General features: G+C 62.4%; 10 protein-coding genes. 3 read left to right on the top strand and 7 right to left on the bottom strand.

The genetic code is table 11. The annotated features are described in order from the left end of the window. Window positions 1-47 precede the first annotated feature (47 nt). Both ilvN and P0X85_RS02440 read right to left on the bottom strand, forming a co-directional pair. Window positions 48-608 (bottom strand): acetolactate synthase small subunit, encoded by a 561-nt coding sequence (ilvN, locus tag P0X85_RS02445; RefSeq protein ID WP_275807901.1) that lies wholly within the window; start codon window positions 606-608, stop codon window positions 48-50. Between the two features lie 70 nt (window positions 609-678). After that, complete coding sequence (locus P0X85_RS02440; RefSeq protein ID WP_275807896.1) at window positions 679-2,424, bottom strand: acetolactate synthase 3 large subunit; 1,746 nt, start codon at window positions 2,422-2,424, stop codon at window positions 679-681. Window positions 2,425-3,038: 614 nt separating this feature from the next. Here P0X85_RS02440 and P0X85_RS02435 point away from each other — a divergent pair. Together P0X85_RS02435 and P0X85_RS02430 are read left to right on the top strand one after the other, a co-directional pair. Continuing rightward, complete coding sequence (locus P0X85_RS02435; RefSeq protein ID WP_275807893.1) at window positions 3,039-3,611, top strand: TRAP transporter small permease subunit; 573 nt, start codon at window positions 3,039-3,041, stop codon at window positions 3,609-3,611. Further along, window positions 3,611-5,359 carry a TRAP transporter large permease gene (locus P0X85_RS02430; protein WP_275807889.1) on the top strand — a complete coding sequence of 583 codons (1,749 nt, stop codon included), beginning with the start codon at window positions 3,611-3,613 and terminating at the stop codon, window positions 5,357-5,359. The genes P0X85_RS02435 and P0X85_RS02430 overlap by 1 nt, the downstream gene beginning before the upstream one ends. Window positions 5,360-5,520: 161 nt before the next feature. Here P0X85_RS02430 and P0X85_RS02425 read toward each other — a convergent pair whose 3' ends face one another. The 5 genes from P0X85_RS02425 to P0X85_RS02405 all read right to left on the bottom strand — a co-directional run bounded on the left by P0X85_RS02425 (window position 5,521) and on the right by P0X85_RS02405 (window position 9,882). Then, window positions 5,521-6,153 carry an imm11 family protein gene (locus P0X85_RS02425; RefSeq protein ID WP_275807886.1) on the bottom strand — a complete coding sequence of 211 codons (633 nt, stop codon included), beginning with the start codon at window positions 6,151-6,153 and terminating at the stop codon, window positions 5,521-5,523. 366 nt (window positions 6,154-6,519) lie between these two features. After that, on the bottom strand, window positions 6,520-7,623 hold the full coding sequence (locus tag P0X85_RS02420) for a TRAP transporter substrate-binding protein (RefSeq protein ID WP_275807883.1): 1,104 nt from the start codon (window positions 7,621-7,623) through the stop codon (window positions 6,520-6,522). A 215-nt stretch (window positions 7,624-7,838) separates the two neighbouring features. Continuing rightward, window positions 7,839-8,669, bottom strand: coding sequence for an arginyltransferase (locus P0X85_RS02415; protein ID WP_275807880.1), 831 nt, complete (start codon window positions 8,667-8,669; stop codon window positions 7,839-7,841). A gap of 146 nt (window positions 8,670-8,815) precedes the next feature. Continuing rightward, on the bottom strand, window positions 8,816-9,286 hold the full coding sequence (locus P0X85_RS02410) for a DUF2852 domain-containing protein (protein ID WP_275807877.1): 471 nt from the start codon (window positions 9,284-9,286) through the stop codon (window positions 8,816-8,818). Between the two features lie 128 nt (window positions 9,287-9,414). Next, window positions 9,415-9,882 carry a YbaK/EbsC family protein gene (locus P0X85_RS02405; protein ID WP_275807874.1) on the bottom strand — a complete coding sequence of 156 codons (468 nt, stop codon included), beginning with the start codon at window positions 9,880-9,882 and terminating at the stop codon, window positions 9,415-9,417. 140 nt (window positions 9,883-10,022) lie between these two features. Between P0X85_RS02405 and P0X85_RS02400 the strand changes: the two genes are divergently transcribed. Next, the gene (locus P0X85_RS02400; protein WP_275807871.1) at window positions 10,023-12,809 is read left to right on the top strand and encodes a [protein-PII] uridylyltransferase family protein; all 2,787 of its coding nucleotides are present in this window, start codon (window positions 10,023-10,025) and stop codon (window positions 12,807-12,809) included.

The following is a 12,809-nucleotide window of genomic DNA, read 5'->3' as shown; positions in this document are numbered from 1 at the left end:
AAAGGCCGGGCGCGCGGCCCGGCCTCATTCATCCGTTCACGTGTCGTTCAGAGGCCGCGGGGCAGGGCCGCCACGCCGGTGCGCGCCACATCGATGAGGCCCAGCGGGCGCATCAGCTCGGCAAAGGCGTCGATCTTCTCGGAGGTCCCGGTCATCTCGAAGACAAAGCTCTCCAGCGTCGAGTCGACCACATTGGCGCGGAAAATCTCGGCCAGACGCAGCGCCTCGATACGCTTGTCACCCGTGCCGGCGACCTTGAACAGCGCGAGTTCCCGCTCCACCGGCTGCGATTCGATGGTCAGGTCGATCACCTCATGGACTGGCACGATCCGCCCCAGTTGCGCCTTGATCTGGTCGATCACCGCCATGGTGCCGCGCGTCACGATGGTAATGCGCGAGCGGTGCCCCTTGTGATCAATCTCGGCCACGGTGAGGCTGTCGATGTTATAGCCGCGCCCCGAAAAGAGGCCGATCACACGGGCCAGCACGCCCGCCTCGTTATCCACGATCACCGCCAGCGTATGCGAGCTTTCGACCTCGGAATGGAAATCGCGCAGGTCGTAGGCGGAATGGCTCGAAGAGCCTTGCTTGATGTTCAGAGCGGCCATTGCCTCTCTCCTCTTTCATTCTGCATCAAATATCCCGGGGGTCCGGGGGCAGAGCCCCCGGTCCGGGCGGTTACACCAGCGTCGCGCCTTCCTTGAAGGCCTCTGCATCCGCCGCGAGCAGCATCTCATTGTGCGGCTTGCCCGACGGGATCATCGGGAAGCAGTTCTCATGCTTCTCGACGAGGCAGTCGAACAGAACCGGGCCGTCATAGGCGAGCATTTCCTTGATCGCCTCATCGAGGTCATCGGGGTTCTCGCAGCGAATACCCTTCCAGCCAAAGCTTTCTGCGAGTTTGACGAAATCGGGCAGGCTTTCCGACCAGCTATGCGAGTAGCGCTCGCCATGGAGCAGTTCCTGCCACTGGCGAACCATGCCGAGGCGTTCGTTGTTCAGGATGAACTGTTTGACCGGGGCGCGGAACTGGGTCGCAGTGCCCATTTCCTGCATGTTCATCAGCCACGAGGCCTCGCCCGCGACGTTGATCACAAGCGCGTCCGGGTGCGCCATCTGCACGCCGATCGAGGCCGGGAAGCCATAGCCCATCGTGCCGAGGCCACCGCTCGTCATCCAGCGGTTCGGGGCTTCGAAGCCAAGGAACTGCGCCGCCCACATCTGGTGCTGACCCACCTCGGTGGTGATGTAGCGATCCATTCCCTTGGTCAGCGCCTCGAGCCGTTGCAGCGCATATTGCGGCTTGATCGACTTGCCTTTCTGCTCATAGGCGAGGCAGTTCACGGCCTGCCATTCGGCGATCTGCTTCCACCATTTGGCCAGACCTTCCTTGTTCACCTTGCGCCCGCGCGCTTTCCAGACCTTGAGCACGTCTTCGAGCACATGGCCGACATCGCCCACGATCGGCAGGTTGACGGTGATCACCTTGTTGATCGAGGAGGCGTCGATATCGACATGAACCTTGAACGAGTCCGGCGAGAAGTCCGAGATGCGCCCGGTGATGCGGTCGTCGAAGCGTGCGCCGAGGTTGATCATCAGGTCACAGCCATGCATCGCGAGATTGGCCTCATAGAGACCATGCATCCCCAGCATGCCGAGCCAGTTCTTGCCGCTCGCCGGATAGGCACCAAGGCCCATCAGCGTCGAGGTGATCGGGAAGCCGGTCGCGTCCACCAGCTCGCGCAGGAGCTGGCTCGCCCCAGGGCCCGAATTGATCACGCCGCCCCCCGTATAGAAGATCGGGCGCTCGGCCTTCTCGATCAGCGCGACCAGATCGTTGATCTGCTCGATCGAGGCTTTCACGCGGGGCTGGTAGTGGTCCACGCGCGCGGTTTTCGGCTCGGTATAGGTGCCGGTTGCGAATTGCACGTCCTTGGGCAGGTCGATCAGCACCGGGCCGGGGCGGCCGGTGGTGGCGACGTGGAAGGCCTGATGGATGGTCTCGGCAAGCTTCTCGGTGTCCTTCACCAGCCAGTTATGCTTGGTGCAGGGGCGGGTGATGCCGATCGTGTCGGCCTCCTGGAAACCGTCCGTGCCGATCATGAAGGTCGGCACCTGACCCGAGAACACCACCAGCGGGATCGAGTCGAGCAGCGCATCGGTCAGGCCGGTCACCGCGTTGGTCGCGCCGGGGCCAGACGTCACGAGCACGCAGCCCGGCTTGCCGGTCGAACGGGCATAGCCCTCGGCCATGTGGACCGCCGCCTGTTCGTGGCGCACGAGGATGTGCTTGACGTCGTTTTGCTGGAAAATCTCGTCATAGATCGGAAGAACCGCGCCGCCCGGATAGCCGAAGATCGTATCGACCCCGTGATCCTTGAGCGCCTGCACCACCATTTTCGCGCCGGTCATCTGCCGTGACATGTCTTTCTCCATCGACTTGGTCGGAACCTTTCGGGCCCGCAACTTACCGTTTCGCAACAAAAAGCCCCCGTTTTGGCGGGGGCGCATGGGAACCATCATGGTCAACCGTTACCGGCCCATGCGCGAACTCCCTACGACGACAAGAATCGCATCCATTGCGGTCCCTTTCCATTGCGTTGGCGCGGACATTATGGGGGCAAGAGGGGGGCGTCAACGGCAAATGGCTGTATTTTATGTCGCAGGGGGTGGATTTTTCTTGCCGAAAATTGCGCGAGGCGGGATTTGGTGCGCAACTTTCCAAAAATTGAGGCCGCCGTGACGGGGGCGGGCTCCAGACAAGCCGCCGAGCGGGCCTGAAATCACCACGAAATCAGCGGTGACATGGCGTCAATTGGCGCGCGCTTTCGCTTTCTTTCGCGCGGTCAAGGCCCTAATCTCGCGCCACCAACCGGGACGGAGGCCCGGAGGTTTGGGTGGTCTTGTTGCACAACCTGTGCATTCTGGTCAGAAAAAACGACCAAAATGTGAGATTTACTTGACCTTGGGGCCAGCCTCGGCCAATCACAATAAATCCCCCGCAAATGCGGGCAAAAACTGGGGAAGGGAGGACGGACATGGGAGGTTTGCTAACCCTGTCGCGGCTGATCGACCGGGTGAACGAGACCATCGGCAAGGCGGTGTCCTGGCTGATCCTCGTGTCGGTTCTGGTCAGTGCGACTAACGCGACCATCCGCAAGGTTTTCAACACATCGTCGAATGCGTGGCTCGAACTGCAATGGTATCTGTTCGGCGCGGCTTTCCTTGGGGCAGCGGCCTATACGCTCCAGAAGAACGAGCATATCCGCATCGACATTCTCTACGGTGCCTTGCCGCGTCGGGTGCAGCATTGGATCGACCTGCTGGGGCATCTGCTGTTCCTGATGCCCTTCGTGATCCTGACCATCTATTTCCTCGTGCCCTATGTCGAGCTGTCCTTCCGTCAGGGTGAGATGTCCACCAATGCGGGTGGCTTGATCCTCTGGCCTGCAAAGGCGCTCTTGCTGGTAGGTTTTGTGCTTCTGTTCACCCAAGGCGTGTCCGAGATCATCAAGAAGATCGGCGTGATGCGCGGGCAGTTACCCGATCCGCATGCCGAGGGCGGGCATGAACATGCCGCCGACCTTCTCGGTGAAGGGGAGGTCCGCTGATGTTGGAGTTGATCGCGCAGAACATGGCGCCGATCATGTTCGTTTCGGTCGTCATCTTTCTGCTGCTTGGCTATCCGGTGGCGTTTTCGCTGGCTGCCAACGGGTTGATCTTTTTCGTGATCGGTGTCGAGCTGGCACCCTTGTCGAATGGCACGATCTTTCTCGACTGGGCCCTTTTGGGCGCGATGCCGGACCGCTTGTGGGGCATCCTGAGTAACGAGACATTGCTCGCCATTCCATTCTTCACATTCATGGGGATCGTGCTTGAGAAATCGGGCATGGCCGAGGATCTTCTGGACACGGTGGGTCAGCTTTTCGGCCCGGTGCGTGGGGGTCTGGCCTATGCGGTCGTGCTGGTGGGGGCGCTGCTCGCGGCGACCACGGGTGTGGTGGCGGCCTCGGTGATCGCCATGGGGCTCATCTCGCTGCCGATCATGCTGCGCTACGGGTATGACCGTCGTGTCGCCTCGGGTGCCATTGCGGCGTCGGGGACATTGGCACAGATCATTCCGCCTTCGCTCGTGCTGATCATTCTGGCCGACCAGCTTGGTCGCTCGGTGGGCGATATGTATCGCGGGGCGCTGATCCCCGGCCTGATCCTGACCGGAGTCTATCTCGGCTATATCACGATGCTGGCGATTTTCCGGCCCAAGCTGGTGCCCGCATTGCCGCCCGAGGCGCGCACGCTGGGGGGGGGTGTCACCTCGCTTCTGGTGGCGATCGCGGCGGCCGTGGCCTTCGGCTATGGCGTGCATGTCTGGGCCTATGACGCTTGGGGGGCGAATGCCGATGTGCTGGGCGCGGTGGTCGGTGTCTCGGCGGTCTATGCCTATGCGCTGCTCGACCGTGTGCTGGGCATCAATACGCTCTCGCGGTTGGCGCAGCAGGTGATCATGGTGCTGATCCCGCCGCTGGCGCTGATCTTCCTTGTGCTCGGGACAATCTTCATCGGCCTTGCCACCCCGACCGAGGGCGGTGCGATGGGGGCCGCGGGGGCGATGATCCTGGCCGGCTCCAAGAAGCGCCTCAACTTCCGCGTGGTGAGCGACGCGCTGGCAACCACGACGCGGTTGTCCTCCTTCGTGCTGTTCATCCTGATCGGTGCCCGCGTCTTTGCGCTGACCTTCTACGGTGTGAACGGTCATATCTGGGTCGAGCATCTGCTGCTTTCGGTGCCGGGTGGGGAATACGGCTTCCTGCTGGTGGTCAACCTGATCATCTTCGTGCTGGGCTTCTTCCTCGATTTCTTCGAGATCGCCTTCATCCTGATCCCGCTGATCGCGCAGCCCGCGCAGACTCTGGGCATCGACCTGATCTGGCTTGGGGTGATTATCGGCATGAACATGCAGACCTCGTTCCTGACGCCGCCCTTCGGCTTCGCACTGTTCTACTTGCGATCCGTGGCGGCGCGGGTGCCCTATCTGGACCGGATCACCGGCCGCAATATCGAGGGCATCAAGACGAGCGACATCTACAAGGGGGCAATCCCGTTCATTGTGCTGCAATCGGTGATGATCGCCATCGTCGTGCTGTTCCCGCAGCTCGTGCTGCATTATCGCGGGCCGGTGATCGATCCGGATACCGTCGAGATCAAGCTGCCGCAGATGCCGGGGCTTGGTGGCAGTGGTGCTGGTGGCCTGCCCTTGCCGAACTTCGGCGGAGGTGCCGCGCCGGGCGGCCCTGCACCGGGTGGAGCACCCGCCGCGCCGGGCGGCCTGCCGCTTCCGAATTTCGGAGCAGGCAACTGATCGCAGCCTGATGGAGAGACAAACGGCGGCCCAAGGGCCGCCGTTTTTCGTTGGGGGGATGAGGGGCTGCTTTGAGTCCACATTCACCATATCTCCGCGATGTGACGAATTACGGGTTTCGGAAATTATACCTAGATTGAACAAACACCACGTTATCGGCCTTAGACTTCGCAGTTAAAGAATACCCAACCGGTGGCCCCGGCTGCTTCGAGTCGTGTCTTGAGGGTTTCAGTACAGAAACCGATTCCGGTCTTGGCTTCGCGGAAATATTCCGCCTTGGGCAGCATATGGCGCAAGAGCGCGTATTTCCCGCGGAACTTCGATTTGCGCCAACCGGGTGAAACGGCCTTCAACTCTTTCAACGGCGCCTCGGACGTATCGACCGCCTTAACCTCGTGCAGCGCCCTCGCGAAATACAGATCTGCATCGGCCGTGAACTGGCCATTTGCGTGATCCATCAGCTTGGGCATACGTACGAATTCGAACGCCTTTGGGTCCAGCTCTTCGATCACGGATTTGATCGCGCCCGATATCAGGACGATATCGTCCGGTGCCATGCCGTGCGCGCCAAGTACTGTCAGCGGCCTGTTCTTGACGTTGTTGACATGAACCGTCTGCGACTGAAGCAGTTCGACAGAAGAGGATTTCAGCTTGCCGGTGAACCCGGTTTTGATGTCCCGAAACAGCGACCACTGCTTCGAGTCCCAGTCCGTCATCTCTGTTTCCGAGGCAGACAGGTTCGGGCGAAGACCCCGGTCATCCTCGTAATCTGGGCGAATGGCGAAATAACGCATGCCGAATGCACCTCCTGCAAAACTTTCCTGACATTCCCCAACTGGGGAACGGCGTGATCTCAGAGTCTTGAGAACTCGTCCGCTGGTCAAGTTCTATACTGTCCCCAACCGGGAGCAGACCAATGGCCACGCGCGCCAGGCTCAGCGAAAAACAAGCCAGGACGCTGACTTCGATGTGCTGATCGGCTGCAACAGCGAACGATTTATGAGAAGACGACACAATCGGCAAAACTCGCCACAACGGACCTTGAATCACTTGGAGACAGCGGCAGCTCCGTCCCGCAAAGCGGCCACACCCCTCTCGCCCCCCCCCAACGCAAAAGGCCCCGGAGATATCCGGGGCCTTCGCGGTTGATCCTGAGGGGATCAGAGTTTGCCTTGGGCCTGTTGGCTCATCATGAAGTAGTCGAAGTTGAACTCCGAGATCTGTGCCCAGCCATAGGCGTCCTTCCGGAAGGCCATCTGGCTATCATAGACCTTCTTGAACCACTCGTTCGAGGCGTTCATCTCGGCATAGACTTCGTTGGCCGCGTTGAAGCAGGCCTGCAGAACCTCGGGGCTGAACGGGCGCAGTTGCGCGCCATTGGCCAGCAGCGACTTGAGCGCCTGCGGGTTCTTGTAGTCGTAGGACGCCATCATGTCCGAGTTCGCCGCTTGGGTCGCGGCTTGCAGCGCGACCTTGTAGGCCTCGGGCAGGCCGTCATAGGCGGTCTTGTTGAACATGGCGTGCAGGCATGCGCCGCCTTCCCACCAGCCCGGATAGTAGTAGTAGGGCGCCACTTTGTAGAAGCCGAGCTTCTCGTCATCGTAGGGGCCGACCCATTCGGTCGCGTCGATGGTGCCTTTTTCAAGCGCTGCGTAGATATCGCCGCCAGCGATCTGCTGCGGGACGACGCCCAGACGCTCTGCCACCTTGCCACCGAAGCCGCCGATGCGCATTTTCACGCCCTTCATGTCCTCGACGGTGTTGATTTCCTTGCGGAACCAGCCACCCATCTGCGCGCCGGTATTGCCGCACGGGAACGCCGTGATGCCATGGGTCGCGTAGAACTCGTTCATCAGATCGTTGCCGCCGCCATAGTAGAACCAGGCGTTCTGCATCCGCATGTTGAGGCCGAAGGGCACAGCGGTTGCGAAGGCGAAGGTCGGGTCCTTGCCCCAGTAGTAGTAGGACGCGGTGTGGCACGCTTCGACGGTGCCGTTCGACACGGCGTCCATCGCTTGCAGGCCGGGAACGATCTCGCCACCGGCAAAGACCTGAATGGTGAATTTGCCATCGGTCATACCGTTGACGTAGTTCGCCATGGTTTCGGCAGCCCCGTAAATCGTGTCGAGCGATTTCGGGAAGGACGAGGTCAGGCGCCAGGTGATCTTGGGCGCTTCCTGAGCGATGGCGGGCGCGGCGAGGCTGGTGGCGGCTGCTGCGGCACCACCAAGTGCACCCTTGCGGATGAATGAACGACGATCCATGGATTTCCTCCCATTGATATTACAAGTCCCGGCGTCGCGCAGAGTCCTCCTGCGCCTTACCGGGGCTTGTGGTCACTTTAACTGTCCAGTTTCGCCTGTCTACCGTTTCGTGTGGCTGATTCTGTCGCGGGAAGACGTTTTTTTGTCGTTCCGCAAGGTCAGGCCGGAGCTCTGCCCAAGAGCTGGGCAAATGCCTGCCGTGCGGGCGGCCCGGCTCAACCGCCGCGCGTGTCAGGGAGCTGAATCCGCGCAACTTGCTCGGCAATGGGGGCGACGGAAAGCGGGTGGGTCTCGGCCTTGTGGTCGTCGGGATTGCCGATGTCGATCCACTCACCGCCCTTGAAAATCTCGAGTGCGGAGAAATTCGCCTTGTAGCCCATCTTGCGCGAGCCGGGCACCCAATAGCCCAGATAGACATAGGGCAGACCCGCGCGCCGGGCGATCTCGATATGGTCAAGGATCAGATAGGTGCCGAGGCTGCCCTTGATCCGGTCGGGATCATAAAACGAATAGACCATCGACAGCCCGTCATCGAGCACATCGGTGAGGCACACGGCGGTCAGCGCGCGCACCGAGTTCGGGCTGGCGGCGGTCTCGCGGTATTCAACGACGCGGGTCTTGACCGGGGTTTCTTCGATCATCGCGGCGAATTCGAAAATATCCATATCCGCCATCCCGCCATCCGCGTGGCGGTGGTCGAGATAGCGCCGGAACAGCGCGAATTGTTCTTCGGTCGCCCAAGGGCTTGTCGCGGTGCGCATCAGATCGCTGTTCCGGCTCAGCACGCGTTTCTGACTGCGGGACGGGGTGAAATCGGCAACCCGGATGCGCGCAGACAGACAGGCCGAGCAATCCGCACAAGAGGGGCGGTAGAGCACATTCTGCGAGCGTCGAAATCCCTGGCGCGACAACGCATTGTTAAGCTTGTCAGCGCCCTCACCCTGAAGCGCGGTAAACAATTTCCGTTCGGCCCGCCCATCGAGATAGGGGCAGGGCTGCGGCGCGGTCACGTAGAACTGCGGAGCAAGCGGAAGTGAATGGCGCATGGGTTCGTTTCGGGCGTGTTTCCGGCAAGAGGCTAGCAAGATCGGTCGCGCCCGCCAAGCCTTTCCTTGCGGATATGGCAAACCCCCGCCGCGACAGGCGCGACGGGGGCGGGGAGGCGTGAACCTTTTGATCGTGCGGTGCCGGATCAGTAGGCGCCGGGTTTCCCTTCGGCCGGCGCATCGGTCTCATCCTTTGCCGGATGGGCGGCATCCTTCGCGCGCTCGTCCATATATTGGTCGAACTCTGCCTTGTCGCGGGCTTCACGCAGGCGGCCAAGGAACGCCTCGAACTCGGCCTGCTCACGTTCAAGACGGGCGAGCATGTCTGCCTTGTAGCTGTCAAAGGCCATGTTTCCGGTCGGGCGCGAGACATGCATCCGCATGCCGCACCGCATCGAGGCCCGCTCGCTGTTGCGGCGGCACGCGCCCGAGAAGCGACCGGTCATCAGGATGAAGCCGAGCACCAGAAGGCCAAGCGGCCCGCCGAAGACAAAGGAGCCGATCATCACGATGATCCAGGACATCGGGCCGCGCTGGTCGAGCCAGTCGAGGGCCCGGCGCACGACACCCGGCGCGCCGAGTGCGGGGGTGGAACTGGAAGGGGCGTAGGCAGACATGGAAACCTCCGAAAGCTGAATGTGAATTGTTTTCACATAACGCAAGATGGGGACGGTTCCGTCGCGTTCAAGGGCGGATGTGAAACTTTTTTACATTCGTGCCCGTCCAAGGCCTTCGCGTCCGCGCGTCACAGCGTGAAATCCGCAAGCTGCGCCCCGGTGATCCGGTGCAGCGCTTCGGGGGCAATGGCGAAGATATGGCGCGGTGTGCCCGCTGCCGCCCAAACTGTCCCGAAGTCGAGCAATCTTGGATCGAGATAGGTCTCGACCGGCCCCAGATGGCCGAGCGGTGCCACACCCCCGATCGCAAAGCCGGTCTCAGAGCGGATCAGCGCGGCATCCGCCTTGCCCAACGGCTGCCCCGCCACCGCGCTCGCCTTTTCGGCGCAAACCCGGTTCCCGCCTGCGGTCACGAAAAGTACGACATGGCCGCTCTGCTCGCCCCGAAAGATGATGGATTTCGCGATCTGGTCCAACGCGCACCCGGCTGCCTCCGCCGCCATCTGTGCGGTGCGCGCCTCACCTACTTCGCGGATCTCCGGTTCCAGCCCCGCAGCCTCCAAGGCGGCGCGCACGCGTTTGAGGGATTTGCTCATCTTTCATCAAACTCCAAATACGCCCGCCGGAGGCGTCGTGCTCTCCGGCCCGCGCGATGTTTAGAACATGGCCGGACATGCGGGCGCAATCGCGTGATTTGCATCATTGACGGGGACGCTTTGCCCGATAGTCTGCGCGCATGAATTTCGCATCACGCCTGACCCGCTCTCCCATCGCTTTCGACGCTGACCGTGGCGCGGATATCGTCCGCGATTTCGATGATCTCGCCCCCGAGCTGCGGGCGTTGATCGAGGGGACCGCCGGATGCAGCCCGTTTCTTTCCGGGCTGCTCACGCGAGAGGCCGAATGGATTCGGGCAGCCCTTCAATCGGTGCCAGAGACCGCGCTGGAAGCCGAATTCAGCCGCCTTCAAACGCTTGACCTCGACGCTTTGCCGGATCAGTTGCGTGTGGCCAAGCGCCGGGTCGCATTGCTGGCCGCGTTGGCCGATCTGGGGGGCGTCTGGCCGCTTGAACAGGTGACCGGCGCGCTCACGCGCCTGGGCGATGTTGCGGTCGATCTCGCGTTCAAGCGGCTCGTGGCCGAAGAAATCCGTCGCAACAAGCTGCCCGGCGCCACGCCCGATGACGCCGAAACCGCCGCCGGACTGGTGGCGCTTGCCATGGGCAAGATGGGCGCGGGAGAGTTGAACTACTCCTCCGATATCGACCTGATCGTGCTGTTCGACGAGACGCGCTTCGATCCGGATGACCGGATGGAGGCGCGCACGGCCTTTATTCGCGTGACCCGTAAGATGGCGGCGATGCTTTCGGACCTGACCGCCGAGGGCTATGTGTTCCGCACCGATCTGCGGCTGCGCCCTGATGCGAGCGTGACGCCGGTCTGTATCTCGATGGCCTCCGCCGAGCTTTATTACGAGGCCGAGGGGCGCACCTGGGAGCGCGCCGCCTATATCAAGGCGCGGCCGTGCGCCGGCGACCTTGCCGCCGGGGACCGTTTCCTCGAAACGCTGCGCCCCTTCGTCTGGCGCAAGCATCTCGATTTCGCCGCCATTCAGGATGCCCATGACATGCGGCTGCGTATCCGAGAGCATAAGGGGTTGCACGGTCCGATCAGCCTGCCGGGCCATAATATGAAACTGGGGCAGGGCGGGATCCGCGAGATCGAGTTTTTCACCCAGACCCGGCAACTCATCGCGGGCGGGCGCGATCCCGATCTGCGCGATCGAACGACGGTTGGGGGGCTCGCCAAGCTCGCGCTGAAGGGCTGGGTCGATAAAGATGTGGCGCGTGAGCTGACCGATCATTACCGCGAGCACCGCGACATCGAGCACCGGATTCAGATGGTGAATGACGCGCAGACGCATCTGTTGCCCAATACTGACGAGGGGATCGCACGGATCGCCGCGATGATGGGCGAGAGCGATGTGGCTGCATGGCGCGGGCGGTTGCGCGAGCGGTTGGAGCGGGTAGAAGACCTGACGGGCGCCTTCTTCGCCCCCGGTGAAACGGCCGAGCGCCCCGACCTCAGCGACACCGCGCAGGCGACCGTCGATGGCTGGCGCAGCTATCCGGCGCTGCGTTCGGAGCGTGCGCAAACGATCTTTCGCCGTGTGGAGCCCGAGATCCTCGGGCGGCTGCACCGGGCCTCGAATTTCGATGAGGCGCTGCTGAACTTCGACGCCTTCCTCAAGCGCCTGCCCGCCGGCGTGCAGCTTTTCTCGCTGTTTGAGGCGAACCCGACGCTGATCGACCTGATCGTCGATATCTGCGCCACCGCGCCCGGCCTCTCGGCCTATCTGTCGCGCAATGCGGGCGTTCTGGATGCGGTTCTGGGTGGGTCGTTCTTCGAGCCATGGCCGGGCAAAGACGTGCTTGCCGCCGGTCTGCGAAAGGCGCTAGAGGCTGCGGGCGATTATGAGAAAAAGCTTGAAACGGCAAGGCGTTGGGCGAAAGAGTTCAAGTTCCGTGTGGGTGTCCACCATCTCCGTGGGCTGATCGACGCATCGGAGGCGGCCAAAAACTATGCCGATATCGCCGGGGCGGCGGTGGCCGAGCTTTGGCCCGTCGTCGTCGAGGAATTCGCAGCCAAGCATGGCGCGCCGCCCGGACGCGGGGCCGTGGTGCTCGGGATGGGGTCACTTGGGGCCGAACGGCTCAATGCTGCATCCGATCTCGATCTGATCGTGATCTATGACGCGCAAGGCATCGAGACCTCGGAAGGGCGTCGCCCGCTCGCCACGCGGCCCTATTACGCGCGGCTGACGCAGGCGCTCATCACGGCGCTGACGGCACAGATGCCCGAGGGGCGGCTTTACGAGGTCGATATGCGGCTGCGGCCCTCGGGGCGTCAGGGTCCGGTTGCGACTTCGCTCGAAAGTTTCCGCAACTATCAGATGGAGGAGGCCTGGACCTGGGAGCATCTCGCGCTGACGCGGGCGCGGGCGGTGGCAGGGGCGCCCGATCTGGCCGCCGATGTCGAGGTCGTGCGACTTGATGTGTTGCGTGCCAAGGGGGCGGCGGCGCAGGTGATGCCGGACCTTGCCGATATGCGCGCGCGCATCTTCGCCGCCAAGGCCCCCGACGGGGCATGGGAGGCCAAGATCGGCCCCGGTCGGCTTCAGGATATCGAGCTTCTTGCCCAGAGTTTCGCGCTGCGCGCCGGAGAGCCGCCGCGTCGTGTCGAGGCGCAACTGCGCCTTGGTCCAAAGGCCGGTTTCATCACGAAAGACGAGGGTGAGCGCTTGGCCTCGGCCTACCGGTTCCTGTGGCGCTTGCAGGCGGGCGGCAGGCTCCTGACGGAAAAACCGCTGGATATGGACGCGATCGGCGAGGGGGGGCGCAGTTTCCTCTTGCGTGAAGCCGATGCGCCTGATCTCGATGCTCTGGCGGCGCGTCTGGCCGCGGTTACGCAGGACGTGGCCGAAATCGTTGATCGGGCTCTGGAGGCTCGGGATGGGGCGTAG

Origin of the sequence: Pseudothioclava nitratireducens (assembly GCF_029210495.1) — a bacterium.
Lineage (GTDB): Bacteria > Pseudomonadota > Alphaproteobacteria > Rhodobacterales > Rhodobacteraceae > Pseudothioclava > Pseudothioclava nitratireducens.
The sequence above is the reverse complement of the archived record's forward strand: the minus strand, read 5'-3'. Positions and strand labels throughout refer to the sequence as shown.